We start from the raw sequence: 23,593 nt of genomic DNA, 5'->3' as shown, positions 1-23,593 counted from the left end.
GGTGTCCGGAGACCTGGGGTGCACCCATCCGTGGTGCACCCCAGTACGGCAGACGGACTCACATCTTTTCGATACACGGAGGGAACTTGCGGAAGATTGCACGACGGCTAGCGGTTCTGGCCATCTCAGCTACAGCGGCGATGACGTTGGTCGCCACGCCAGCCCATGCCGCGACAAACCCGTACACGGCGGCGCAGGCTTGCCACAACGACTGGGGCGGCAGTTGGGTCAACGTCAGTGACGGACATCGAACGATCGTGAAAGGTTCCACCACGATCGGCAACGTCTACCTCATGTACAACAGCGCGGCCGGCACCAACTGCGTCGCAGTTCTCAAGGCGGCTTCCGTCGGCACAGCGACTTACGTTTCCGCGGAACTGGAGGTCCAGGGCGGCGGGACGATGTATATGGATTACGGAAACTTCAAGTACTACGACACAGTCGAGGGCAACGCGGCCGGTAAGTGCGTAAAGTACAGGGGTTTCATGGACGCCTACGTTGGCGGCAGGGACACCTGGGGAAATTGCGGCTGAGCATGTTGCCGGAAGTTATGTTATGTCCGTAACTCGCTCGGGTTGACGAGCCTGCCGACATGAGGGCCTCGTCGGGGTTTGGATCGGGGTTACCACACCACCAACCAGACCACGACGAGGCCACGGACAGTTTGCGCCCTGTGCACGCGTACGCCAACGCGTCCGACGAGCAGTACCACCAACTCGTCGACGCCCTGCACCGGCACCTGTCGGCCTTCACGTAATTCCTCCGGGCTGCGATCACGCAATTCCTCCAGCAGGCCCGTGGTTTCGTTCTGAGCAGCGGCAGCATCTGCTGCGGTGGCGCACCGGTGTCGACGGGTATGGCGGTCGCGGTCCGGCCGTCGGGGTGGCGGCCGCCGAGCAGGGACAGGGTCGCTATCAGTGGTGCACCGCCTGGGTGATGGGGCCCGGGTCAGCATCGCGGTGACGGCGGCGCGCAGCACGGGCGCCCGGCCAGCGTCGGTGCGCACACCGGTCGGCGGGCCGACAACGTTCAGGTTCGGCAGATTGGCCGATCCTTGGTGGAAGAACCGTCGGGCTCCGGCAGCGTCCCGGCGGGCCAACACGAGGACGTCGTGCTGTAGGAGCCGGACATCGCGGGCCAGTCGCCGCGCTCCGTTTGGCGGACGGTGGCGGAGGGTGGTGACCAGCGGCAGGTGCGGGTCCGCTGGTCCCCGCCGCCCAGGCTCGGGATCCACAGGGTTCCCCACCCGAGTTCGTCGAGCTCGGCGGCGCGTTCGCTGATTTCGGAAGGGTCGGCGAGCCGCAGCTCGATGCTCCAGATCCCGACACGTCCGACGTTCATCGTTCACACCCCTTGTCCAGATGATCGATTCCAAGGGGTCAGTGGTCGTAGGCGGCCAGGGATCGCATGATCGGTTGGCCGGTGTGCCAGTTAGCCGGTAGCGGCGATCCGGTCGAGCCACTCCGCGAGCAGGGCGCGTTCGGCGGCCGTCAGCACGGTCGCCTGCGGCAGGACCGCTCGCAGCGCGACGGCCCGGTTGACCGGCTGCGCGTCCGCGGGTGACGCCTGCCGGGGGTCGGTGGTGACCGCGGCGATGACGGCCTCGCGGGACAGCTCCGACAGGCCGGGGTCCCGCCGGTCTTCGGGGATGGCGATGAGGTTGAGGACGGTGCCGCAGCCCGCCGAGTGGATCATGTGTGCGGCGCGTTCCTCGCCGACCCGCAGCCTGCCCGCCTCGGCGATGTGCCGGACCTGCTTGGCGAGCACCTCGGCGGCGGCGCGGGCGGCGGGCGACTCGATGCCGGGGCGTGGCTCGCCGTAGATGAGCGTGTAGAGGGCCGGGTTTGCGATTCCGAAGCCGACGTGCAGGTCCCAGCCGTGTCGTAGGTCCTCGACCGGGTCGTCGGTGTGTCCCAGCGACGTCTTGCTCCGCAGGTACTCCGCGAAGCCATGGCTGGCGACCGCGTCGAGCAGGCCACGCTTGTCGCCGAAGATCCGGTAGATCGTCGGCGCCTGGACACCCGCTGCGGCGGAGACCGCTCGCGTGGACACGGCCTCGCGCCCGCCTTCAGTGAGCAGAGCGGCGGCGGCGGCAATGATGCGGTCCCGGGTGGCACGGGCGATCTCGGACATGCTTCCGACGATAACAGATTTTTGCTAGCGACTTGACGTTATCGGTGATGTCATGCTTCTGTTATCGGTGTCAGCACGACGGCTCACCAGGGAGTTCCCATGACCGACATTCAGCGCCGCGTCGCCATCGTCACCGGCGGATCCCGTGGCATCGGCCGCGCCGCAGCCGAGCGGCTCGCCGCCGACGGCCAGGCCGTCGTCATCGCCTACGCCGGCAACGACATCGAGGCCAAGGCCGCCGTCGACGTCATCGAGGCCGCCAGCGGCAGCGCCGTGGCGGTCAAGGCGGACGTCGCCGACGAGGCCGCCGTCGCCCGGCTCTTCGACACTGCCGAGACCACGTACGGCGGCGTCGACGTCGTCGTCCACGCCGCCGGCGTCATGACACTTTCGCCGGTCGCCGAGATCGACCTCGATGCGCTCGACCGCATGCACCGCACCAACATCCGCGGCACCTTCGTCGTCAACCAGCAGGCCGCTCGCCGGATCCGCACCGGCGGCGCCGTCATCAACTTCTCCACCTCGGTGACGAAGCTGGCCCTGCCCACGTACGCCGCCTACGCGGCCAGCAAGGCAGCCGTCGAGGCGATCAGCATGGTGCTCGCCAAAGAACTGCGCGGCCGCGACATCACCGTCAACGCCGTTGCGCCCGGACCCACCGCCACCGCCCTGTTCCTCGACGGCAAGGACGACGCGACCATCGACCGGATGGCGAAAATGAACCCCCTCGAACGCCTCGGCACCCCCGCTGACATCGCCGAGGTCGTCTCCTTCCTCGCCGGGCCGGCCCGCTGGATCAACGGCCAGACCATCTACGCCAACGGCGGCATCGCCTGAGGCCGGCCCAATGCCGCAGCCCTTCCCGCGTCGCCCTCCCGTTTGCTCGCTTCCCACGTCACCCACTCGCACAAAGGAGCCCGTCATCATGGGCAGCACCGTCGTCATCACCGGAGCCTCCAGCGGATTCGGCGCGCTGAGCGCCCGCGCGCTCGCCCGCGCCGGCCACACCGTCTACGCCGGCATGCGGCACACCGCCGACCGCAACGCCACCCAGGTCGCCGCAGCCCGGACCTTCGCCGAAGAGCATGGCGTCGACCTGCGCACCGTCGAGCTCGACGTCGCCTCGCAGGCCTCCGCGGACGCCGCGATCGCCACCGTCCTCGGCGAGCAGGGCAGCATCGACGTCATCGTGCACAACGCCGGACACATGGTCACCGGCCCTACCGAGGCGTTCACCCCGGAGGAACTCGCCGCCGTCTACGACACCAACGTGCTCGGCACCCAGCGGGTCAACCGAGCCGTCCTCCCGCACCTGCGCGAACAGCGCCACGGCCTGCTCGTCTGGGTCGGCAGCAGCAGCACCCGCGGCGGTACCCCGCCGTACCTGGCGCCCTACTTCGCCGCCAAGGCCGGCATGGACGCGCTTGCCGTCAGCTACGCCGCCGAACTGGCCCGCTTCGGGATCGAGACCTCCATCGTGGTGCCCGGCTCCTTCACCTCCGGCACCAACCACTTCGCCAACGGCGGTCACCCCGCCGACACCGACACCGTCACCGCGTACGAGAAGCACTACGCCGGGCTTATGGAGCAGGTCGGTCAACGGCTCGCCGCCCTCGCCCCGGCCGACGCCGATGTGTCGATGGTCGCCGACGCCATCGTCGCGGTCGTCGACGCGCCCGCCGGCACCCGCCCGTTCCGGGTCCACATCGACCCGGCAAACGACGGGTCCGCCGAGGTCAGCGAGGTCGCCGACCGAATCCGGGTCGACTTCTTGCGCCGCATCGGCCTCGCCGACGTCCTCACCGTCACGGCCGCGTAACACCTACGCCTGGGCCCGCAACCAGCGGGCCCAGGGCCTCCCCCGGAATCAGCCACCATCGACCTGACACGAGATCGGAGCTTGTCCATGACAGTCTCACTTCCCGCGCCAGTGCAGACACTGCTCGACGCCGCGAACGCCGGCGACATCGATGCCTTCCTCGCCGGGATGACCGCCGACGGCGTGGTCGACGACTGGGGCCGCAAGTTCCTCGGACCGGCGGCGATCCGCGCCTGGAGCGACGGCGAGTTCATCGGGGTACGAGTGTCGCTGGCCCCCACGTCCGTCACCGACAAGGATGGCGAGCACGTCGTCACCGCGATAGTCGGCGGCGACGGCTTCAACGGTCCGAGCCACTTCGCGTTCCGGATCGACGGGTCGCCGGTGTCCCGCATGACCATCCGCGCCTGATGGCCGGCTCCCCGCGGCTGCCGCGGTTCTTCCTCGCCGGACTCCTGCTGTACGGCTCGGTGCTGCTGCTCACCGGGCTGTCCGCCCAGCCGTCGTACCGCTGGGTCGGCGTCACCGCTGCCGCCGTCTTCGTGCCCCCTGGTACGTGATCGCAGTCGTCAACGCCTGGCTGGGCGTAGCCTCGGCCGGCTACCCGCTGCGCGCTGAGGCCACGGTCTTCGTCGCCGTGTTCGGCGTGCCCGCCCTCGTAGCCGCCGTGGCCGCCTGGGCGAGCCGGGCGTGGTGGGACGGCGGCCCGGTGTTCCACATCGGACGGCTGCCGATCGTCATAGCGGCCGGGGTCATGCTCTGGACCGCCTCGGCGCTGCTCGCCGCCCTCCTCGCCCAGGTATCGTCGGGGCACACGATCACCGGCCCGGTGCTGGTTTCCTTCGGGCCGCTATGGCTATTGCTCTGTGTGGTCAACCTCGTGATCGGAGTGCGGGTGGCGGGCTACGGCGTCCTTGAGGAGCTGCTCACTCTGCTGGTCAACGCAGCCGGGCCGATCACGGTCGCTGTCGCGGTCTGGCGGTTGAGGGCCGCACCGTCGTCGACCGGCCGCCTGACCCGGATCACACAGAATAGATCGGTGGCGTCCTGGCAGCACAGATGCTTCACCTTCGGCCAATACGGCGCCCCGGACAGGCAGGCACCGTTGCATTACGCGTTGGCACGATCGAGGCAGACTTGAATGGTGAAGTCCTGCACCTGGGTCACCACCGTTCACGGCCTGCCGGTGGCGTTCGCCCTGATCAAAGCCAAGACGGACGAACGTGAGGTCCTCGTCGACCTGGTCCTCGGCGCTGGTAAATGTCAAGGGGTTGAAGGCGGCGGATGTGGATCGGGTCGCCACCGCGACGCCGTCGACCTGGCGCCCGGTTCGCGGGTCAGTGCGCGGATACCGCTCGCACGACATCACCTTCCAGCGGACCAAGACGTGGAAGGAGAGCAACGACCCGAACGCTGAAGCGAAGCTCGCCCGGATCGAGGAGGTGACTACCGCGTTCCCGGACCGGGTCTTCGCGTTCGACGAGTTCGGGCCGCTGACGATCCGCCCGCACGCCGGCGCGTCGTGGACTCCGGCCGGGCATCCGGACCGGCTGCCCGGCAACTACCACAAGCTGCACGGCGTGCGGCAGTTCCACGCCTGCTACAGCGTCGGTGACGACACCCTGTGGGGCGTCGTACGCCGCCGCAAATCGGCCGGCAACACCCTGGCCGCGCTCAAGTCGATCCGCGCCGCCCGCCCGGACGGCGCCCCGATCTACGTCATCCTGGACAATCTCTCCGCACACAAGGGCAAGCAGATCGGGGCCTGGGCCGCCCGGAACCGGGTCGAACTGTGCTTCACCCCGACCTACTCGTCCTGGGCGAACCCGATCGAGGCACATTTCGGGCCGTTGCGGATGCTCGTCGTCGCTGGCTCCAACCACGCCAACCACCCGGTCGCGACCCGCGCGCTGCACGACTACCTGCGCTGGCGCAACGCCAACGCCCGTCACCCCGACGTCCTGGCCGCGCAACGTCGCGAACGAGCCCGGATCCGCTCCGAACGGCAACGCCGGTTCCGGTCACAGCACTAGGTAGAGAGCCGCCTGGCCAGTGGTGCGCCCGCAGGCGCGGGCGCACCACTGGCCATCAGGGGTCAGATCTGGTTCATGCCGCCGTCGACGTACAGGTCCGCGCCGGTGATGAAGCTGGACTGGCCGGAGGCCAGGAACAGCACGGCGTCGGCGATCTCGTCGGGTCGGCCCATCCGGCCCAGCGGGACCTGGGTGGCCAGGAATCCCTTGAGCTGGTCGGCCTGCTGCTGGTTCGGGGCCAGGCCGGTGATGCCGGGGGTGTCGATCGGTCCGGGGGTGATGGCGTTGACCCGGATGCCGCGGCCTTTGAGCTCGTTGGCCCAGGTGCGGGCGAAGGAGCGCACCGCAGCCTTGGACACGGCGTAGACACCGAACGCCTCGGTGCCGGTCGTTGCCGTCGTGGAGGCCGGCAAGATGATCGACGCGCCGTCGTTGAGCAATGGCAGTGCCCTCTGGACGGTGAACAACACGGCTCTGACGTTGAGGTTGAATGTCTGGTCGAAGTGCTCCTCGGTGACCTGCTCCAGCGTCGCGAAAGAACCGCCGCCAGCGTTGGCGAACAACACATCCAACCCGCGGCCGTACTGCTGTACCGCTTCGTACAGGCGATCGAGGTCCCCCGGCTGCGTCACGTCGCCCGGCACCCCGACGGCACCGTTTCCGATCGCCGCCACTGCTGCATCCAACTCCGGCTTGCGCCAGCCGGTGATGAACACGTGCGCGCCCGCGGCGGCCAAGCCGACCCCCAGAGTGCCGCCGGTCACCAGCGCGGTCTTGCCTTCGAGCTGTCCCATGATTGCGCTTCCTTCCGATGATGGACCGGTTCAACCTTCCACCTGGACAAACTTCCGTACCGATCGGTTCGTAAGGAGCCGTATCATGGCGGCGGTCGAGTTACGAATCGATCGGTACGGAATTGCTGTCATCGAGGCATGAGCAGGACCGAACGCCCCGTAATCGGCCGGCCGCGCTCCTTCAACCCCGACCAGGCGCTGGAACGCGCCTTGGAGGTGTTCTGGCGCCAGGGATACGAGGGGGCCTCACTGGCCGACCTGACCGAGGCCATGGGCATCAACCGCACCAGCATGTATGCGGCGTTCGGCAACAAGGAGGACTTGTTCCGCATGGCCCTGGCCCGCTACACCAGCGGCCCGGCCAGCTACGTGCAGAACGGCCTGCAAGAGCCCACCGCGCGGGGTGTCGCCGAGTACATCCTCAACGGCGCTGTGAACGCCACCACCACCCCGGACCACCCGGCCGGCTGCCTCGGCGTGCAAGGCGCCCTGGCCACCGGCACCCCCGGCCGGCTTGCCCGGGATGCCCTGGTCGAATGGCGCAGCAACGGCGAGGACGCCATCCGCGACCGCTTCGTCCGAGCACGGGCCGAAGGCGACCTGCCGCCGGACACCGACCCGGCTACCCTCGCCCGTTACGTCGCCACCGTCGCCTACGGCATCTCCGTGCAGGCCGCCACCGGCGTCCCCCGCGAGGCACTCAGCCAGGTCGTCGACATCGCCCTGGCAGGCTGGCCGCCCCGGAACGAATCCGCACCGGTGCCGGAAAGCTGAGCCGCGGACGAGGTCGGGCAAGGGTCCGGGGCGCGGTGCCGGCGGTGGGCAAGCCCCAGGCGATGGGGGTTGATGTCGCTCCAGCCGTCGACGGCGTGGCCGCGGGCGGCGGACCCGCACACGCCGAGCCCGGCGCCGTCGTGGCCGGCCAGGTGCGGCTGTGTGGCTGTGGCGACGTCGCGGACGGCGTGGTCGACGACGCTGCTGTAGGGCTGCGGGCCGCTGACCCGCCAGGCAGTTGCACCCTGAAGTCGAGCGACTACATGCAGTCGATCATGGTGCCCAGCGACGTCATCGCGGTCGGCCGGGGCGGGCGCGCCACCGGCGCGAACAGCTCCACCTCCAACTCCGCCGCGTCGAGGTCGTCGCTGAGGTAGCGGGTCCCGGCCGGCCCCGTCGGGGCGATCCCCTGCTCGGCGAGGCCCGCGTGCAGCCGCGCGAACCCGGGCGCCAGCGCCTCGGCCAGCCCGCTCAGCGGGATACGCACCAGCATGCGGGCGGTGGGCTGGGCGCCGCGCCGCCGTTCGGGTCAACCCCGGCCCGGCCCCTGCCGCCCCGATAAAACCGTTATCCGGCGCGTGGCGGGGCGTCTCCTGGGCATGCGACTTTCTCGGCGCGCCCTCGTCGGCGCCGGTGTGCTGCTTGTCGTCATGGCGGCGGCGCTGGTCACGTTCGCGGTGACCCGCTCCTCGGGCTCGGTTCCCTCCGCGACCACGGGCTCGCCCTCCACGTCATATGCGTCGGCGCCGGCAGGGTCCGCGGCGCCGGGCCAGGCGGCGTCGCCCGGATCGGCCGAGTCCGCCGGGTTTGGGCGGCTCGGTGCGGCGCCGTCCGCCTCGGCGGGCCGGTCGCCGAGCGTGCCGGCCGGAGCGCGCACCATCACCCTGGTCAACACGCTCGGCGAGCGGGTGTGGGCCGCGGCGTCGCCGGACAAGGCCCACCCGCTCGCGGCTACCGAATGGGTACTGGAGGCGGGGCAGAGCGTGATCGTCGTGGTGCCCAGCGGCTGGGTCGGGCGGTTCTGGGGCCGTACCGGCTGCTCGTTCGACGCCTCGGGCGCGGGGCACTGTCAGACCGGCGACTGCGGCGGGAAGTTCCAGTGCACAGGCAGCGCCACGCCGACGACGCTCGCCGAGTTCGCGCTCGCGGCGTGGGGCGGCATGGACTTCTACGACGTGAGCATGGTCGACGGGTCGAACCTGCCGATGTGGATCAACGTCAGCCACAGCGTCGGCAAGGATCCGGTCTCCGCCACCGGCTGCGTCGCCGCGGGCTGCACGAAGCCGGTCGACTGCCCGGAGCCGATGCGCGCCGGCGGCGGCGCCTGCAAGAACCCGTGCGCGGCGTTCGGCGGCGACACGTACTGCTGCCGCAACGCCTGGGCGGGCCGCGAGCACTGCATCCCGGCGAAGTGGCCGGTCGACTACACCCAGGTGTTCAAGCGCGCCGAACCGTACGCGTACTCGTACGCCTTCGACGACTCCGCCACGATGGCCTGCAAGGGCGGGTGCAGTTACCGCATCACATTCGGGGTGACGCAATGAGGCGCTGGTACGCCACGTTGGCGGTCATTGCCACGGCGCTCGCGCTGACGGCAGGGTGCTCGAACAAATCCGGCGATGAGACGAAAAGTCGGGCATCGGCCTGCCCTGCGGACACCGGCGCGAGCCTAGCCACGGGCGCAGGGGCAGGCGCAGGTGCGACCGGCGCGGGCGCAGGCGCAGGCGCGACGAGCGCAGGTGCGACGAACGGGGCCGCGGACGGATGCGTGACCGGCACGGCCGCGGGCCCGGCCGGGACCGGCGGCGACGCGACGCAGGCGGGCAGGCCCCAGGGCGGCGCCGGGCTGGCGGCCGCCTCGCCATCCCGGACGAAGGCACCGAGCACCCCCACCGTCACCACCGGCCACCGCCAGGTCACGTTCGTCAACGCCGTGGCGCAGACGCTGTGGATCGCGGCCTGGCAGCAGACACCGCAGCCGGCCCTCGCAGTGACCGGCTGGGTGCTGCAGCCCGGGCGTACCGTCACCGTCGACGTCCCGGACCATTGGAACGGCCGCTTCTGGGCGCGGACCGGCTGCCGCTTCGACGCGGCCGGCGCCGGGCACTGCCAGACCGGGGACTGCGCCGGCCGGTTCCAGTGTCGGCAGTACGGCGTCATCCCGGCCACCCTCGCCGAGTTCAACTTCAACGCGTACATGAACCTGGACTTCTACGACGTGAGCCTCGTCGACGGCTCGAACCTGCCGATGTGGATCAACATTGCCGCCGGCACCACGAAGGACCCGATCAGCGTGACCGGGTGCGCGAAGAACGGCTGCGCGCGGGCCGTGGACTGCCCACAGGAGCTGCGCGTCCCCGGCGGCGGCTGCGAGTCGCCGTGCGGGGTCTTCGGCACCGACCAGTACTGCTGTAACGGCCAGTGGGCGCCGCGCGACAAGTGCAAGCCGGAGGAGTGGCCGGTAAACTACGCCGCGATCTTCAAGCGGGCGGAGCCGTTCGCGTACTCCTATGTGGACGACGACGCGACGAGCACGTTCACCTGCGCCGGCGAGTGCGGCTACCGCATCACGTGGGGGACCAGCCCCTGACCGGGTCGCCGTGGCCGGGGAGCGCCCCGTCGACCTCGCGCAGCCGGGCGTACGACGCGGCGGCGCGCTCGCGGTCGGTGTGGAACACGCCCGGCCGGGCACCGCCCTCGTGCACGGCCGGGATGTCACCAGTCAGCAGCACCCCGTGCCGGGGCTTCACCGGCGACGGGCTCACCGGCCTCAAGGAACGCATAGAGGCGCTCGGCGGCCGTATCTCCCTCGACAGCCCATACGGAGCGGGGACCACCCCGCAAGCGGAGCTCCCGCTCACCGACGCCGACAGTGTCCCCGAGCCAACCCGGTAGCCAGGGCCCACACGATAGCCTCGGTCCCTCCGCCCCGGGGGACGATGAGCCGCAGCCACGACTTCGGGACGTCAACGACATGATCTCGCGGCTACAGATCTTGAAAGGTGAGGTTCGATCGGCGTCGTTGGGTGATGTCGGTCGATGGGTGGGTATGCCGGGGAGATGCGGTATCCGGATGGTGGCGGCCTGACCGCCAAGGCGCGGACCAGGCGGGAAGCGGTGCGCAGGGAAGCTGCCGCACTGCTGGAGCAGGGATTGCCGGTCGCGGAAGTCGCGTCTCGGCTGCGGGTGTCGGCCGAGATCGTGTACCGGTGGCGGCGTGCGATCGGCCGAGGTGGCGTGGAAGCCCTTGCCTCAAAGGGTTCCAGCGGTGCTTCCTGCCGGCTAGACGCCGACCAGCTTCGCCGTCTGGGCGACGAGCTTGACCGGGGGCCGGTGGCGCACGGGTTCGGCCCGGACCAGCGCTGGACCCTCGTGCGGATCACCGAGCTCGTGGAGCGACTGTTCGGGGCGCGGTACACACTGCGCGGGACGTCGTATCTGTTGCACCGTATGGGTTTCAGCTCGCAGGTCCCGGCCCGTCGCGCTGCTGAGCGTGACCCGGCGCAGATCGAGGACTGGCACGCACGGCGGTGGCCGTCGGTAAGAGATCAGCGGCGGCGCAGCGGGCCTGGATCTGCTTCGAGGACGAAGCGGGTCAGACGCTGCGACCGCCGAAGGCCCGGACCTGGGCCCGGCGCGGGCACACCCCGGTGGTGACCGTGACCGGGAAGGGCTCCGGCCGGGTCTCGATCGCCGGGCTGCTCTGCCTCAAGGCCGGTCACCGCGGCCGGCTGATGTTCCGGACCCTCACCCACCGCGGCCGCAAAGGCGAGCCGTCCAGCTTCACCGAAGCCGACTACATCGCCCTGCTCGACACCGCGCACCAACGCCTGGACGCGCCGATCGTCCTCGTCTGGGACAACCTCAACACCCACGTCAGCAAGGCCATGCGCGACTTCATCAACGGCCGCGACTGGCTGACGGCCATCCGGCTGCCCGCCTACGCCCCGGACCTCAACCCCACCGAAGGCGTCTGGTCCAACCTGAAACGCGGTATCGCCAATCTCACCGCCCACGGCGTTGACCACCTCGCCCGTACCGTCAAACGCCGACTCCGCCAAATCCAGAACCAGCCCGACCTCGCCGCCGGATTCCTCGCTCAAACCGGGATGACCCTCGAGCCAGAACTACCCCGAACCTGACTTTCAAGATCTGTAGCCGGTGAAGGTATTCCTGCTCCCACCAGACCTCGAAACCACTGTAAAGTCGTTCTCTCAGGCACGTTGAATGAGCGTACATCTCCTGCTTGGGGCGCAGGTCCGACAGTGAGCCTTTTCCAACCTCATCCAACGCCGTCCAGCATCCCTGGATCTTGCCAGCCGCCAAAGCAACACCACCCCGCGAGCCGACCGGTGGAACTCAACCACCTGGCCAGGAGTGACCTCTGGCAGCGCCGCTTCTGCGCCCGCGCTGAGCCGCCGACGACGGCATCACCCTCCACTGGCGCGCGACACACGCTGGTCGGCCTACGACTCCGAAGGGATACTGCCGCCATACAGCCGCCGCAGCATCTCTGTGGCGATCGACAACGCCTGCTCGTCGGTGACCTCTTCGACAGTGCTGAGCTGATCGAGAAACGCCGCGCCCAGGATCTCCACCTGATCCAGCCGCGTGTGGAACGTCAGCCGCCGCAGCCAATGCGCCAGCTGTTCGACCACGAATTGGAGCGAGGGCCCGGCGAGCTCGTCGCGCAGCAACATGATGTGCTTCACCGCGCCCGCCAACCGGGCCATCGGACTGTCGTACTCACCGAGCATGACTCCTAAAGCATTCAAGGGATGGAGGTCCGGCTCGCCAAGAATCGGTGGCAACGGATATCCGTGCACGGTCGTCGCCGGCGCCTGCACCCTGCCGACATTGATGCCGACGTGGATCTTGGACGGCTGTGCCGCATCGTCCACCATGACGACGAACCGGAACGCAGCGGCTCCGCCGAGCTTCTTGACGAACCGGTCCTGTCCCTCGACATCACCGACGAACACCTGACAGTCAGGCAGATCCAGCAGCCCGTCGAACACCACGTCACCGATCCACGGCATAGCTCTGTGCCAGAGCGAGACGTTGGTGCTGCCGAACTGCCCACTGCTCCGCACCATCACGTGCCGACCATCACTGTTCGCAGTCTGGCCATGATCGAGCTCGACCTCCGGCAGCAGGTCGGTCGAGCCGATCAACAGCGCAGCATGGGTCGTACGAAATTCGAAAGCACCGATCAACACGCCCAGCCACCCGATCTCATACCAGGATCCCCAACCGACATGCACTGAGCTTCGTCCAACCTGATCATGCCGGTCAGGCAGGATGCGACGCGTAAGGCATGGACCCGGGTCGACGTGGGGAGGGGCTCCCGGTAAGACGGCAATCGACCAAGGACGTTGCCCTCCCCTGGAGCCTCTCGATGCTGTCCTACCCGTCGGCGATCTCGTTGTCCACCCGTAGCCTCAACCACCTGACCACCCTGCTTCGCGGGCATCGACGGACGTTGGGATCGCGGTGGCGGCGCCTCGATCCCGGCCGCCAAGCCCTGCTCGCCCTGGCCCACCTCCGCAACGGTGACACCTACGCCCAGCTCGCAGTCGGGTTCGGCATTGGCGTGACCACCGCGTGGCGGTACATCCGCGAGGCGGTCGACCTGCTCGCCGCCACCGCACCGACGCTGACCGAGGCGATGCGCCGTATCCGTCGGCTCGCGTTCGGCATCCTCGACGGCACCCTGATCAGCATCGACCGGATCCGCGGGCACAAAGATCGACTCCACTACTCCGGCAAGCACAAGCGGCATGGGGTGAACGTGCAGGTCATCGCCGATCCGCACGGCCGGCCGGTTTGGCTGTCGCCGGCACTGCCCGGCGCCACACACGACCTGACAGCCGCCCGCGCCCACGGCATCATCGCCGCGCTGACCGGCGCCGCTGTCGCGACCCTGGCTGACAAGGCGTACCGCGGTGCCGGCGGCGCGATCGGCGTACCGCACTACGGCCGCGACCTGCCACCCCGGATGCGGGACTGCAACAGCAGCCACAACCAGATCCGCGGCATCGGCGAACGCGCCAACGCCACCCTCAAAACCTGGCGGCTCCTACGCCGGCTGCGCTGCTGTCCACAACAAGCGACCGCCTTGACCGCCGCGATCCTCGTCCTTCAGCAAGTTGAAGAGCAGCACGGATGAGGTTGGAAAAGGCTCAGTCCGTCTAATCGCACTCGCATCGCATATTCATCCTCTTCAAGACGGATGATTCCATAACAGAAGCAACAAGTTGCTCCATTGCTGTCGTTGGTCATGCCACCTGCCATCACTCGACCTCTTAGTCAACGAACCTCAACACCCACATCAGCAAGGCCATGCGAAAGCCTGTCGACGTCTGCGAACGGCTCGCCGTCATCCCGCTCCTGGCCTGTGCCCCGACCCCAACCCAACCGAAGGCGTATGTTCCAACCTTAAGCGCGGCATCAAGCCGGCATGACGTTCCAACCCAAACTACCCCGAACCTGACTTTCAAGATCTGTAGCCACGCCTACAACCGGTTTGGCGATGACTTCCCGATGTACGTCGAAGACGAGTACGCGCAAGCAACCGAGGCCGTGGCTGCCGAACTCCTCGCGCAACCCGGAGTAGTGACCACCCGCCTGATGTACCGGCTGCTGCGGGCGTTGCGTGATCTGGCCGATGGGTACGCTCAGTGGCTGAGCGACTACGTAGGGCAGGTGCGCCACTGGCAGCCCTTGCGCGCGTGCTACTGCGACCGGAAGTGCTCCGATTGAGGCCGGCTGGTCCACGACGACCAGCACACGATCGACGCCGCCTGCGGACTGGACCAGCTCGGTGAACAACGCGGTCAGCGCCGTCTCGTCGTTCGGCGGCGTCCGGTCGGCAAGTCGCCCGCCGTCACTTCGCAAGGCGACGACACGATGGTCGGTCTTGGCCACATCCAGGCCACAAAACACGGCGAATGCTGCACCGTCCTGCTGTTGCGTCATCGAGCACCACTTTCGACGTGCCTGCAGGCCACGCCTGAACGTCCGCGCCGGCAGCCACGTTACAAAGGCCTTCTCCGGCCAGGTCTCCATCAGCGGTCATGGACGTCCTCCGACCCTGGCGACATCACCTTTTCGATCATCGGTGACAGGGGATCTCAGTCATACCAGGATCGGTGGCCTGTGACTCTCGGCGAGAGCCATGAAGAAGGTAACGGGGATCTGCAGGCCGAACCGCCCGGCGGTGTCCGCGACGAGCCGGCCGACCACGCCCTGGGCCGGTCTCGTGGTGGACTGACCACGAAGGTTCACCTCGGGTGTGAACAGGGCAGAAACCGCTGTCGCTCGTGTTGACCGCCGGTCAGCGCGGCGACAGCCCGCAGTTCACAGTGGTCCTGGACGGCACCCGGGTACCCCGGTTAAACGGTGGACGACCGCGGACCCGTCCAGACCGGGTTCTGGCCGACAAGGCGTACACGTCCCGCGGGAATCGCCGCTACCTGCGCCGCCGCGGGATCAAGGCGTGCATCCCGTCCAAGACCGACCAGGACGCCAACCGGCGCAAGCTCGGGTCGAAGGGCGGCCGGCCAACAGCCTTCGACCCCGAGACCTACAAACAGCGCCACGCCGTGGAGTGCGGCATCAACCGCCTGAAACGCAACCGCAGCGTCGCCACCAGGTTCGACAAGCTCGCCGTGCGATACGAAGCCACCCTCCACATCGCCGCGATCAACGAGTGGCTATGACTTCGACACACGACCTAGGGGGGTAAGTACAGTATGAGGTGCAACCGACCGTGCGCGGGAGGTGTCGAATGAGGAACGGCGGAGTGCTGCCGGGCCGAGATCCGCCCGTTCGGGGCGAAATAGTGCACGAGAGCGGGCGCACGCGTGTGACTCGGCTGTTCGTTGCTGGACGCACGGTCGTCCGTAAGGAGCCGCTGGGACCGGACGCGCAGCGGCGGGTGCAGCACGAGGTGGCGATCCTGGGGCGACTGCGTGGTGTGGTGGGCGTCGTGCAGCTGGTGGAGGTGCCGCGGTGCCCGGGGCCGATCGTGGTGGAGGATCTTGGTGGCACGGGCCTGGCTGTGCTGGGGAAGCCGCTGGCGGTTGATGAGCTGATCGGGCTTGCGGTGGAGTTGGCCCGGGCGGTGGCGGGGATGCATCGGCGGGGTGTGATGCACCGGGACATTACTCCGACGAACATCGTGATCTCCCGCGACGGCGTCCCCTGTCTGGTGGATTTCGCGTTGGCGACGTCGTTCGCCGAGATCCGTCCCGAGTTCACGCATCACACCGAGATCGTGGGGACGTTGGCGTACCTGGCGCCGGAGCAGACCGGGCGTACCGGGCGGTCGGTTGACCAGCGGGCCGACCTGTACGCGTTGGGTGCGACGTTGTACGAGCTGGCGACGGGTGCGCCGCCGTTCGGTTGGGGTGATCCGTTGCGGCTCACGCATGATCATTTGGCTCGGGTGCCGGTGCCGCCGGCGGAGGTGAACCCGGCCGTGCCGGTGCCGTTGTCCGAGATCATCATGCATCTGCTGGAGAAGGAGCCGGACCACCGGTACCAGACGGCCGACGGCGTGGTCTACGACCTGGAGCGGTTGCGCGACGCCGACCCGCGGGCGGCGGCTGCGCTGCGGGTGGGCGAGCGGGATGTGCCTCTGCGGCTGCTACCGCCGTCGCGGCTGGTGGGGCGCGAAGCGGAGGTGGCGGCGCTGGAGGAAGCGTTCGAGGAGGCGCTTTCGGGCCGGTGTCGCGGGGCGCTGGTCGGCGGGGCGCCAGGGGTGGGGAAGACGACGCTGATCGACGAACTGCGGCCGGTGGTGACCGGCCGGGATGGCTGGTTCGTGGCGGGCAAGTTCGACCAGTATCGGCGGGATCTGGAGTTCGACGCGGTTCATCAGGCGCTTCGCGCGTTGGGGCGGCTGTTGCTGGCCGAGCCGGAGGATAAGTTGGCCAAGGTCCGCGGACGGATCTTGGAGACGGTCGGGCCGAACGCGGGTCTGCTGGCCGCGGTGGTGCCGGAGTTGGCGGCGTTGCTGGGGGTGCCGGCCGATCCGGGGGATCCGCTGACCGCGCAGGCTCGGGCGCAGCGCGTGGCGGTGGACACCCTTCGGGCGGTCGCCTCGCGGGAGCGGCCGGTCGTGGTGTTCGTCGATGATCTGCAGTGGGCGGGGCGCACGCCATTGGGCTTCGTGGACCTGGTGCTGAGCGGGGAGCCGGTCGACGGTGTGTTGCTGGTGGGTGCGTACCGCGAGGAGAACGTGGACGCGGCGCATCCGCTGACGGCGGCGTGGTCGCGGTGGCGGGAACAGCCCGGGGTGCGGCACCTGCGGCTGGCCAACCTGCCGGTAGCTGGCGCGATCACCATGGTTGCCGAGATGCTCCACGTGGACGAGGCCGGGGCGGCGGGTCTGGGCGAGGTGATCAGTCCATATGCGTCCGGTAATCCGTATGAGACGGTGGAGCTGCTCAACGCGCTGCGCCGCGACGGGCTGTTGACCGCCACGGCCGACGGGTGGCGGTGGGACGCGGCGGAGGTGCGTGCTCACCTGGGCCGGTCCGACGTGGCCGGGTTGCTGGGGGCGCTGGTTGAGGGCATGCCGGTGCGGTCGCGGCAGATGGTGGAGGCGATGGCGTGTCTTGGCGGGCGAGCCGAGCTGCGCCTGCTGCAGACCGCCACCGCCGAGCCGGCGGGCGTGGTGGAACAGCGGCTGGCGCCCGCCCTCGACGATGGCCTCGTGGTGGTGGAGCCCGGGGCGCGCGAGGCGGTGCGGTTTCGCCACGACCGGATCCGCGAGGTGGTCCTGCGCGAGCTGGATCCGCAGCGGCTTCGTGTCCTGCGGCTGACGATGGCACGACGGCTGGCGGCTGTGCCGGAGTTGTTCGCGGTCGCGGCGGAGCAGTACCTGCCGGTGGTCGACGCGGTCGTGGATGCCGCGGAGCGGCGTCATGTGGTGGGGCTGCTGCGGCGCGCCGCCGGCCAGGCGGCGTTGATCGGCGACCACGCGTTGGTGAACGCGTTGCTGGCCGCCGCGCTGCGGCTCATCGACCCGGACGAGACGGCCACGCTCGTCGAGGTGCACACCGGCCGGCACACCGCGCTGTACAGCCTGGGACGCCTGGACGAGGCCGACGAGGAATACCGCACGATCGACCGGCTGTGCGTCACCACCCTGGACCGTGCGGACGCAACCGTGGTGCAGGCGCGCAGCCTGACCCACCGGAACCGCTTCGCGGAGGCGATCGGGCTTGTCCTGGAGTCGGTGCGTGAGCTCGGCATCACCGTGCCAGCTGCGGACCGGCTCCTGATGGAGCTCGACCACCAGTTCGACTATCTGTACCGGTGGCTGGAGCAGACCGAAGCCGCGGGCGAGCTGACCCGGCCGGACGTCACCGAGCCGACGCTGCTCGCCGCGACCCGTCTGATCAACGCGATCCTGCCGGCGGCCCACTTCGCCGGCGACCACGCCACGGCCGCCTGGCTGAGCTTCGAAGCGCTGCGGATCTGGATCGAGCACGGCCCCGCCCGAACCCTGCTCGGCCCGGCGAGTCACAGCGGCCTCGCCGCTGTGACGGTGCGCGGCGATTACGCAGCCGCGTACCGGGCGATGCGCCGGGTCCTGGCGCTGGGCGAGGCCCGCGGCTACGAGCCCGACACCTCGCAGGCGCGGTTCCTGTTCTCGCTCTGGTCCTGCTGGTTCGAACCGCTCGAAAACGGTGTCCAAGCAGGTCAGCGCGCCCGTGAAGGGTTGATCGCGGCGGGCGACCTGGCCAACGCCGGATACACCTACTTCTCGACCGTACCGGCCCTGCTGGACTGCGGGCCATCGCTGGACGTCTTCGTCGCTGAGGTGGAGGCAGGGCTGGCCTTTGTGCGGCGTACCGGCGGCGAGCAGACCGGCGCACCGCTCGACAGCTACCGGTGGCTGGCTGATGTTTTGCGCGGCGAAAGCTCCGGCGCGGCCGGTGAGGCGGTCCGCACCGACCGGTACGCCGGCAGCCCGCTGGCGCTGCTCCACGCGTATGTCACCCGCGCGATCGCCGCCGCCATCTTCGGCGACCTGGCCGGCGTGGCCCGGCACACGGCGGCGGCGATGCCGCTGCTGCCGGATAGCCAGCTCCTCTACCCGACCGTCGTGGCGCACGTGCTGCGTGGACTGGCCCTCGCCGGCCAGGCCCGTGCCAGCCGCGGTGGGGAGCGCGGGGACCTGCTGCGCGAACTGGACGGGGTGATGCGCTGGCTGGCCGCCCGCGCCGCGGACGCACCGGACAACTTCCAGCATCTGCTGCGGCTGCTCGAGGCGGAGCGGACCTGGACAGTCGGGGACTTCCGCGCCGCCGTCCTCGGCTTCGACGCCGCGTGGCGCGAAGTCGCGCAGCGTCAGCGGCCGTGGCATCGGGCCCTGATCAGCGAGCACGCGGCCCGCTTCTACCTCGCCCACGGTGTCGAACACCCCGGCTATGAACTGCTCGCCGAGGCCCGCCAGGAGTACCTCGCATGGGGCGCGACAGCAAAGGTCGACCAACTGGACTGGGCGTACCCGGCCCTGCGACCGCACGCCGAGCCGGTCACCGGGCCCGACGCCCGCCACTCCGGTGATCTTCCCCCGCGTCGCTCCACCGTCACGACCGGAACGCTCGACCTGCTCGGCGTCCTGTCCGCGTCGCAGGCGCTGAGCTCCGAGACCAACGTTGAGGGCCTGTACTCCCGTCTGGTCGAGGTGCTCTCCGCGATGACCGGCGCCACCGGCGTACATCTGCTGTTGTGGAGCGACGACCGGCACGACTGGCTACTGCCCGCACCCGGCGGCGACGGCCGCGTGATCCCGGCCGCCGGCACCGGTCACGAACACACCGTGCCGATGTCCGTACTGCGATACGCCCAGCGGATGCGTGAGCTGCTGGTCGTGGACGACACCACCCGCGACGACCGCTTCACCCGCGACCCGTACTTCACCGACCTCAGCTGCTGCTCGCTGGTGGCCGTGCCCATCCTCAACCGCGGCACGCTGCAGGCGGTGCTGCTGCTCGAAAACCGTCTCATCCACGGCGCGTTCACCGCCGAACGGCTCGACGCCGTCAAGCTCATCGCCGGCCAACTTGCCGTCTCTCTCGACAACGCCCAGCTGTACACCGAGTTCCGCCGCATCGCCGACGAGCAGGCGGCCTTGCGGCGGGTGGCGACACTGGTCGCCCGCGACGCCAGCCCGCGACTCGTCTTCGCCACCGTGGCCGACGAGGTCGGCACGCTCTTCGGCGCCGACGGCACGGCGATCATACGATTCGAATCGGACGGCGAGGCCACCATGATGGGACGCTACGGGTTCGAGCAAGCTCAGCCCGGTTCGCGGGACAGGCCCGACCCCGACTCCGCCAGGGCGTCGGTCCGGGCCACGGGCCGCGCGGGCCGCCGCGACGTGGACGACCCGGATCAGGCCAGCCAGCCCGCGACAGCCTGCTCCGCGGTCGCCAGCCCGATTCTGGTCGAGGGCCGGGTCTGGGGCGCCATGACCGTCACCTCGCGGCGCCAGCGGTTGCCCCAGGACACCGAACAACGGCTGGCCGACTTCACCGAGCTCGTCGCGACCGCCCTCGCCAACGCCGAGAGCCGAACCGAGCTCACCGCCTCGCGCGCGAGAATCGTCGCCACCGCCGACCAGACCCGCCAGCGCATCGAGCGGAACCTGCACGACGGAGCCCAGCAGCGACTGGTCTCCCTGGCCCTGCAGCTGCGCGCGGCCCAGGCGGCGTTACCACCCGAGCTTGACGCGCTCACCGCACAGCTCGACCACGCCGTCACCACGGCCACCGGCGCCCTGGAGGAGTTCCGCGAGATCTCCCGCGGCATCCACCCGGCGATCCTGACCGAGAGCGGACTCGGCCCAGCGCTGCGCACGCTCGCCCGCCGCGCACCGATCCAGGTCGACCTCGACATGCACGTGGACGGGCGGCTGCCCGAGCACGTCGAGACCAGCGCGTACTACATCGTCGCCGAGGCGCTCACCAACGCGGCCAAACATGCCCACGCCTCGGTCGTCACGGTCACCGTCGAAGCCGGTGCCGACGCCGTCCTGCGCGTCACGGTCCGCGACGACGGCGCCGGCGGTGCCGACTTCACCCGCGGCACCGGCCTGCTCGGCCTCAAAGACCGAGCCGAGGCACTCGGCGGCCGGATCGTGCTCCACAGCCCCCGTGGGGCGGGGACCAGCCTGCGCATAGAACTCCCGCTCACCGCCGCGAACAGCGACGACACCTCCCATTAGTGCGCGATGCCGCCGGGCGAAGCGGGTATCAGGCGGGTCGATGCATTGTCCGGCCTGCCGGTCCGGACCGACTGTCCATTATGGACGAGATAGTCGTACAGGTGCCTCGACGCACGACGTTGATCGGGTAGTCCATCGATCCTGACGTTGTGTCGGGCAGGCTATCTCCATGGAGCGGGGGTCCACCCAAGAAGGTGGACGAGCCGGAAGTCGACGAAGGTCATACTCGTACCCCTCGGCGGGCCTGGCGCTACGTCGACTGCACGAGTACTTCATCCCGCGTGCAACCCCGGTCGGGGGTGCCGTCGTCGTACTGCCGTCAGACGACTGCGAAGGGGAGGTTATGTGAAGCGAGCCGACGAGGACGACTTCCATGCGTACGTGTCGGCGGGGATGGAGCGGTGGCGGCGTACCGCGTACCTGTTGTGTCAGGACTGGCATACCGCGGATGACCTGGTGTCGATCACGGTGACGAAGTTGTTCCGGAACTGGCGCAAGGTTCGCGTGGCGGACAACCGGGACGCGTACGCCCAGCGAGTGCTCAGCCGATCCTGGCTGGACGAGTCGCGGCGGCCCTCCCGCCGCGAGTGGGCCCAGCCGGAGCCGCCCGAGGTGGGTTGGTCGGTGCCGGACCGGATCGCCGACCGGGAGTCGCTGGCCCGACTGCTCAAGACGCTTGGCCCGAGGCAGCGCGCCGTACTGGTACTGCGCTTCTATCTCGACTACTCCGCCGAGGACACCGCCAAGATTCTGCAGATATCGGTCGGGACCGTGAAGAGCCAGTCCGCCCGCGGTCTGGAAACGCTCCGGGCGACCGCCGTGTCGTTCGGGAGCTGAGTTGGAGGCAGGAAGAATGAGTACACAACTGTTCGATCAGGTAGTTGGGGAGCTCCCGCCATCCACAGTGGACGTCGCTGGGATCGTACAACGGGAGAAGCGCCGTAGCGCCGTCCGGCGAGTCACGGGGCTAGCCACGGTGGCGGTGACGCTGTCCGTAATCACCGCGCTCGGCCTGAGCATGACCGGCGGGACCGGCGTCTCGTCCCTGCCGTCGGTGGCCGGCGGCGCTTCCGCCCCCGACTCCACCGCGCCGGACACCCGGTTCGTGCTCGTCGCGAACAGCGAGGAGTCGGCCGCGGCGACGGCGAAACGCCTGAGTGAGGCGCTCGACGCCGCGTTCAGAAAGGAGGCGCCCGGCGCTAAGTGGATCTTCGAGCCCAGCGGCCCGCACGAAACCGGACCCGACGGCCAGCCGCCGAAACTGCTCTACAAGGGAGCAAAGGATGCGCCGAAGTCGCTCGAGATGTTCGCCGGTGACGGCGGTGTCCTGAACAGGGGCCGCAAGGGGCACCTGCACCTGGGCATCTTCCCCGGCAAGGGCGTTTCGGATGACCCGGCGAACCAGGACGGCTCCGTAACGTGTTCGCCCACGGCGCAGGAATGCAAGGAGGGAACCGCTCCGAACGGGGCGAAGACAACCCTCCTGACCATCTCGGACGACGGTGGCGTGGGGGAGTACGTCGCCGCGGTGGGATTGCCGGACGGGCGGATACTCAAGATTGCTAACACCAAGGCCTTCGGAGTCGAAGGCGCCGGGGCGGCTCAGGACGGCCCACCGCTGACGAGCGATCAGGTGATGGGGATCGCCATCAACGTGGCCAGCCAGATCAAAGCCTGACGCCCGCCCCTTCCTACCGATCACGGAAAAGTCAGGCGGTCCCGTCCTGACTTTTCCGTGATCGGTGAGAGCAAATTCGCGCCTTCCCGTCGCATGCCGGACCACTCGGCCACCAGCAAACATCCATAAAGTCCCGAAGCATCAGAGCCAGGCGTGGCAGCTCGATGTCACGCTCAACGGCGTGGAGCGCCCGAGTTACGCCCCGCGGATCGGGGCGGGCGTCCGCCGCCGGGCCAGGCTGGCGAGCGTCGCGGTTGTGAACGCAGCCGCGATGACGGCGAGCACCGGTGCAATGACCGTGTGTGGGCACTGGAGGACGAAGATCTGCACGTCGACCGGGTATGCGAACTCGAGGGCGAGCCGCATGGTCCAGACGGCGGTTATGGCGATCGAGAAGGCGGGCGACGGCCGGGTGCTGTAAATGAACGAGAGCAGTTCATCCTCGTCGTCGCGAGCGGCCCGGTCGGCGGCTTGGAGACCATCCGGTCGAAGAGCGCCGGCAAGTGCGTCGGCGCGCCCTGCATCAATGCCGCGGCGACCTCCGCCCGCACGGCCGGGGCGAGCGACGCCGGCTCCACCACGTGCGCCAGGACCTGGGCGGCGCCGCAGGCGTGCCGTTCCTCGACCACGCCGGCCAGCCCCATGGCCCGCAGTCGATGCAGCAGCGCCACGTCATTGATCGCGCCGACAGGCAGGACACCGTCGCCGGCCGCAGCAACGGCAATCTCGTCGAGCACGGCCGACACCTCGGCCAAAGCCGCCGTCTGCAGCGCCGGGCCGACGGTTTCGGCGTCGCCGCAGCCGCGCACACGCAGGCGGAGCCGCTGCTGCGGCGTGGCTGATGCATCCATGTCCGGTCGATGTCGGCGTCCGAGCCCGAACCGCGCCATAGACATCGACAGTACTCGCACCGGCGCCGCTGCATCGCCCGCGCCGCCACCGCCTGGCCGGCCTTGGCACCCTACTTGCGGCCGGCACCGCCAGCTAGCCGCGCCTGCCATGAATGCGTCGGGCAGCCAGGATCGCGCCGGCCACCCATCGCCGTGCCAGTGCCCTGTACGTGCCGAAAACCTCGTCCATGCAGCTCATGCAGCGTGTTCGTACTCGTGGAGGATG

Annotated in this window: 22 protein-coding genes and 4 pseudogenes; 17 read left to right on the top strand and 9 right to left on the bottom strand. The window is 69.3% G+C overall.

The window, feature by feature from the left end; genetic code table 11:
• Positions 1–533: pseudogene (locus ACFPIJ_RS54415) on the top strand (hypothetical protein); the annotation flags it as partial.
• Positions 534–1,029: 496 nt separating this feature from the next.
• On the opposite strand, the gene ACFPIJ_RS54410 reads toward ACFPIJ_RS54415, so the two are convergent.
• Together ACFPIJ_RS54410 and ACFPIJ_RS54405 are read right to left on the bottom strand one after the other, a co-directional pair.
• Entirely contained in the window at positions 1,030–1,341 is a 312-nt protein-coding gene (locus tag ACFPIJ_RS54410) for a hypothetical protein (protein ID WP_380127459.1), read from the bottom strand.
• 90 nt (positions 1,342–1,431) lie between these two features.
• Positions 1,432–2,133 (bottom strand): TetR/AcrR family transcriptional regulator, encoded by a 702-nt coding sequence (locus ACFPIJ_RS54405; protein WP_380127458.1) that lies wholly within the window; start codon positions 2,131–2,133, stop codon positions 1,432–1,434.
• Between the two features lie 99 nt (positions 2,134–2,232).
• On the opposite strand from ACFPIJ_RS54405, the gene ACFPIJ_RS54400 reads away from it, so the two are divergent.
• The 6 genes and pseudogenes from ACFPIJ_RS54400 to ACFPIJ_RS54375 form a co-directional block, all read left to right on the top strand.
• Positions 2,233–2,970, top strand: a complete 738-nt coding sequence (locus ACFPIJ_RS54400; protein ID WP_380127457.1) for an SDR family oxidoreductase — start codon at positions 2,233–2,235, stop codon at positions 2,968–2,970.
• Positions 2,971–3,055: 85 nt separating this feature from the next.
• Positions 3,056–3,952: an SDR family oxidoreductase gene (locus tag ACFPIJ_RS54395; RefSeq protein WP_380127460.1), complete on the top strand. Its 897-nt coding sequence runs from the start codon at positions 3,056–3,058 to the stop codon at positions 3,950–3,952.
• A gap of 87 nt (positions 3,953–4,039) precedes the next feature.
• On the top strand, positions 4,040–4,363 hold the full coding sequence (locus tag ACFPIJ_RS54390; RefSeq protein ID WP_380127456.1) for a nuclear transport factor 2 family protein: 324 nt from the start codon (positions 4,040–4,042) through the stop codon (positions 4,361–4,363).
• On the top strand, positions 4,363–4,512 hold the full coding sequence (locus ACFPIJ_RS54385) for a hypothetical protein (RefSeq protein ID WP_380127455.1): 150 nt from the start codon (positions 4,363–4,365) through the stop codon (positions 4,510–4,512). Before ACFPIJ_RS54390 ends, ACFPIJ_RS54385 begins: the two co-directional genes overlap by 1 nt.
• The gene (locus tag ACFPIJ_RS54380) at positions 4,509–5,093 is read left to right on the top strand and encodes a hypothetical protein (protein WP_380127454.1); all 585 of its coding nucleotides are present in this window, start codon (positions 4,509–4,511) and stop codon (positions 5,091–5,093) included. The genes ACFPIJ_RS54385 and ACFPIJ_RS54380 overlap by 4 nt, the downstream gene beginning before the upstream one ends.
• A gap of 229 nt (positions 5,094–5,322) precedes the next feature.
• A pseudogene (locus ACFPIJ_RS54375) lies at positions 5,323–5,985 on the top strand (transposase); the annotation flags it as partial.
• Positions 5,986–6,047: 62 nt separating this feature from the next.
• Here ACFPIJ_RS54375 and ACFPIJ_RS54370 read toward each other — a convergent pair.
• Entirely contained in the window at positions 6,048–6,779 is a 732-nt protein-coding gene (locus tag ACFPIJ_RS54370; protein ID WP_380127453.1) for an SDR family NAD(P)-dependent oxidoreductase, read from the bottom strand.
• Positions 6,780–6,917: 138 nt separating this feature from the next.
• Between ACFPIJ_RS54370 and ACFPIJ_RS54365 the strand changes: the two genes are divergently transcribed.
• Positions 6,918–7,553, top strand: a complete 636-nt coding sequence (locus ACFPIJ_RS54365) for a TetR/AcrR family transcriptional regulator (RefSeq protein ID WP_380127452.1) — start codon at positions 6,918–6,920, stop codon at positions 7,551–7,553.
• 259 nt (positions 7,554–7,812) lie between these two features.
• On the opposite strand, the gene ACFPIJ_RS54360 is transcribed toward ACFPIJ_RS54365, so the two are convergent.
• Positions 7,813–8,046 (bottom strand): GyrI-like domain-containing protein, encoded by a 234-nt coding sequence (locus ACFPIJ_RS54360; RefSeq protein WP_380127451.1) that lies wholly within the window; start codon positions 8,044–8,046, stop codon positions 7,813–7,815.
• Positions 8,047–8,152: 106 nt separating this feature from the next.
• Between ACFPIJ_RS54360 and ACFPIJ_RS54355 the strand changes: the two genes are divergently transcribed.
• Both ACFPIJ_RS54355 and ACFPIJ_RS54350 read left to right on the top strand, forming a co-directional pair.
• Entirely contained in the window at positions 8,153–9,097 is a 945-nt protein-coding gene (locus ACFPIJ_RS54355) for a thaumatin family protein (RefSeq protein ID WP_380127450.1), read from the top strand.
• Between the two features lie 224 nt (positions 9,098–9,321).
• Entirely contained in the window at positions 9,322–10,143 is an 822-nt protein-coding gene (locus tag ACFPIJ_RS54350; RefSeq protein ID WP_380127449.1) for a thaumatin family protein, read from the top strand.
• Here the strand turns inward: ACFPIJ_RS54350 and ACFPIJ_RS54345 are convergent.
• Positions 10,121–10,318, bottom strand: a complete 198-nt coding sequence (locus ACFPIJ_RS54345; RefSeq protein WP_380127448.1) for an MBL fold metallo-hydrolase — start codon at positions 10,316–10,318, stop codon at positions 10,121–10,123. The genes ACFPIJ_RS54350 and ACFPIJ_RS54345 overlap by 23 nt on opposite strands.
• A gap of 274 nt (positions 10,319–10,592) precedes the next feature.
• Between ACFPIJ_RS54345 and ACFPIJ_RS54340 the strand changes: the two are divergent.
• Positions 10,593–11,066, top strand: a pseudogene (locus ACFPIJ_RS54340) (winged helix-turn-helix domain-containing protein); the annotation flags it as partial.
• A 17-nt stretch (positions 11,067–11,083) separates the two neighbouring features.
• A complete protein-coding gene (locus ACFPIJ_RS54335; RefSeq protein WP_380127447.1) occupies positions 11,084–11,695 on the top strand; it encodes a transposase in 612 nt (203 codons plus the stop codon).
• A gap of 324 nt (positions 11,696–12,019) precedes the next feature.
• On the opposite strand, the gene ACFPIJ_RS54330 is transcribed toward ACFPIJ_RS54335, so the two are convergent.
• Positions 12,020–12,772, bottom strand: a complete 753-nt coding sequence (locus tag ACFPIJ_RS54330; RefSeq protein ID WP_380127446.1) for a hypothetical protein — start codon at positions 12,770–12,772, stop codon at positions 12,020–12,022.
• A gap of 179 nt (positions 12,773–12,951) precedes the next feature.
• On the opposite strand from ACFPIJ_RS54330, the gene ACFPIJ_RS54325 reads away from it, so the two are divergent.
• Positions 12,952–13,722, top strand: coding sequence for a transposase family protein (locus ACFPIJ_RS54325; RefSeq protein ID WP_380127445.1), 771 nt, complete (start codon positions 12,952–12,954; stop codon positions 13,720–13,722).
• A gap of 281 nt (positions 13,723–14,003) precedes the next feature.
• On the opposite strand, the gene ACFPIJ_RS54320 is transcribed toward ACFPIJ_RS54325, so the two are convergent.
• Positions 14,004–14,531, bottom strand: coding sequence for an IS110 family transposase (locus ACFPIJ_RS54320; protein ID WP_380127444.1), 528 nt, complete (start codon positions 14,529–14,531; stop codon positions 14,004–14,006).
• 270 nt (positions 14,532–14,801) lie between these two features.
• Here ACFPIJ_RS54320 and ACFPIJ_RS54315 point away from each other — a divergent pair.
• The 4 genes and pseudogenes from ACFPIJ_RS54315 to ACFPIJ_RS54300 form a co-directional block, all read left to right on the top strand.
• Positions 14,802–15,274 (top strand): annotated as a pseudogene (locus tag ACFPIJ_RS54315) (IS5 family transposase); the annotation flags it as partial.
• A 68-nt stretch (positions 15,275–15,342) separates the two neighbouring features.
• Entirely contained in the window at positions 15,343–20,799 is a 5,457-nt protein-coding gene (locus ACFPIJ_RS54310; RefSeq protein ID WP_380127443.1) for an AAA family ATPase, read from the top strand.
• 345 nt (positions 20,800–21,144) lie between these two features.
• Positions 21,145–21,636: a SigE family RNA polymerase sigma factor gene (locus ACFPIJ_RS54305; RefSeq protein WP_380127442.1), complete on the top strand. Its 492-nt coding sequence runs from the start codon at positions 21,145–21,147 to the stop codon at positions 21,634–21,636.
• A gap of 139 nt (positions 21,637–21,775) precedes the next feature.
• Positions 21,776–22,477: a hypothetical protein gene (locus ACFPIJ_RS54300; protein ID WP_380127441.1), complete on the top strand. Its 702-nt coding sequence runs from the start codon at positions 21,776–21,778 to the stop codon at positions 22,475–22,477.
• A 195-nt stretch (positions 22,478–22,672) separates the two neighbouring features.
• Here the strand turns inward: ACFPIJ_RS54300 and ACFPIJ_RS54295 are convergent, their stop codons facing one another.
• Positions 22,673–22,843 (bottom strand): hypothetical protein, encoded by a 171-nt coding sequence (locus ACFPIJ_RS54295; RefSeq protein WP_380127440.1) that lies wholly within the window; start codon positions 22,841–22,843, stop codon positions 22,673–22,675.
• 14 nt (positions 22,844–22,857) lie between these two features.
• Positions 22,858–23,367, bottom strand: coding sequence for a hypothetical protein (locus ACFPIJ_RS54290; protein WP_380127439.1), 510 nt, complete (start codon positions 23,365–23,367; stop codon positions 22,858–22,860).
• Between the last annotated feature and the right edge of the window lie 226 nt (positions 23,368–23,593).

Source organism: Dactylosporangium cerinum (assembly GCF_042653625.1).
GTDB classification, from domain to species: domain Bacteria; phylum Actinomycetota; class Actinomycetes; order Mycobacteriales; family Micromonosporaceae; genus Dactylosporangium; species Dactylosporangium cerinum.
The sequence above is the reverse complement of the archived record's forward strand: the minus strand, read 5'-3'. Positions and strand labels throughout refer to the sequence as shown.

What these genes read in the sequence shown, in the direction of transcription:
- ACFPIJ_RS54410 (WP_380127459.1), bottom strand. Translation starts at nt 1,341, where the DNA reads ATGAACGTCGGACGTGTCGGGATCTGGAGCATCGAGCTGCGGCTCGCC.
- ACFPIJ_RS54405 (WP_380127458.1), bottom strand. Translation starts at nt 2,133, where the DNA reads ATGTCCGAGATCGCCCGTGCCACCCGGGACCGCATCATTGCCGCCGCC.
- ACFPIJ_RS54400 (WP_380127457.1), top strand. Translation starts at nt 2,233, where the DNA reads ATGACCGACATTCAGCGCCGCGTCGCCATCGTCACCGGCGGATCCCGT.
- ACFPIJ_RS54390 (WP_380127456.1), top strand. Translation starts at nt 4,040, where the DNA reads ATGACAGTCTCACTTCCCGCGCCAGTGCAGACACTGCTCGACGCCGCG.
- ACFPIJ_RS54385 (WP_380127455.1), top strand. Translation starts at nt 4,363, where the DNA reads ATGGCCGGCTCCCCGCGGCTGCCGCGGTTCTTCCTCGCCGGACTCCTG.
- ACFPIJ_RS54370 (WP_380127453.1), bottom strand. Translation starts at nt 6,779, where the DNA reads ATGGGACAGCTCGAAGGCAAGACCGCGCTGGTGACCGGCGGCACTCTG.
- ACFPIJ_RS54365 (WP_380127452.1), top strand. Translation starts at nt 6,918, where the DNA reads ATGAGCAGGACCGAACGCCCCGTAATCGGCCGGCCGCGCTCCTTCAAC.
- ACFPIJ_RS54360 (WP_380127451.1), bottom strand. Translation starts at nt 8,046, where the DNA reads ATGCTGGTGCGTATCCCGCTGAGCGGGCTGGCCGAGGCGCTGGCGCCC.
- ACFPIJ_RS54355 (WP_380127450.1), top strand. Translation starts at nt 8,153, where the DNA reads ATGCGACTTTCTCGGCGCGCCCTCGTCGGCGCCGGTGTGCTGCTTGTC.
- ACFPIJ_RS54325 (WP_380127445.1), top strand. Translation starts at nt 12,952, where the DNA reads ATGCTGTCCTACCCGTCGGCGATCTCGTTGTCCACCCGTAGCCTCAAC.
- ACFPIJ_RS54320 (WP_380127444.1), bottom strand. Translation starts at nt 14,531, where the DNA reads ATGACGCAACAGCAGGACGGTGCAGCATTCGCCGTGTTTTGTGGCCTG.
- ACFPIJ_RS54310 (WP_380127443.1), top strand. Translation starts at nt 15,343, where the DNA reads ATGAGGAACGGCGGAGTGCTGCCGGGCCGAGATCCGCCCGTTCGGGGC.
- ACFPIJ_RS54295 (WP_380127440.1), bottom strand. Translation starts at nt 22,843, where the DNA reads ATGCGGCTCGCCCTCGAGTTCGCATACCCGGTCGACGTGCAGATCTTC.
- ACFPIJ_RS54290 (WP_380127439.1), bottom strand. Translation starts at nt 23,367, where the DNA reads ATGGCGCGGTTCGGGCTCGGACGCCGACATCGACCGGACATGGATGCA.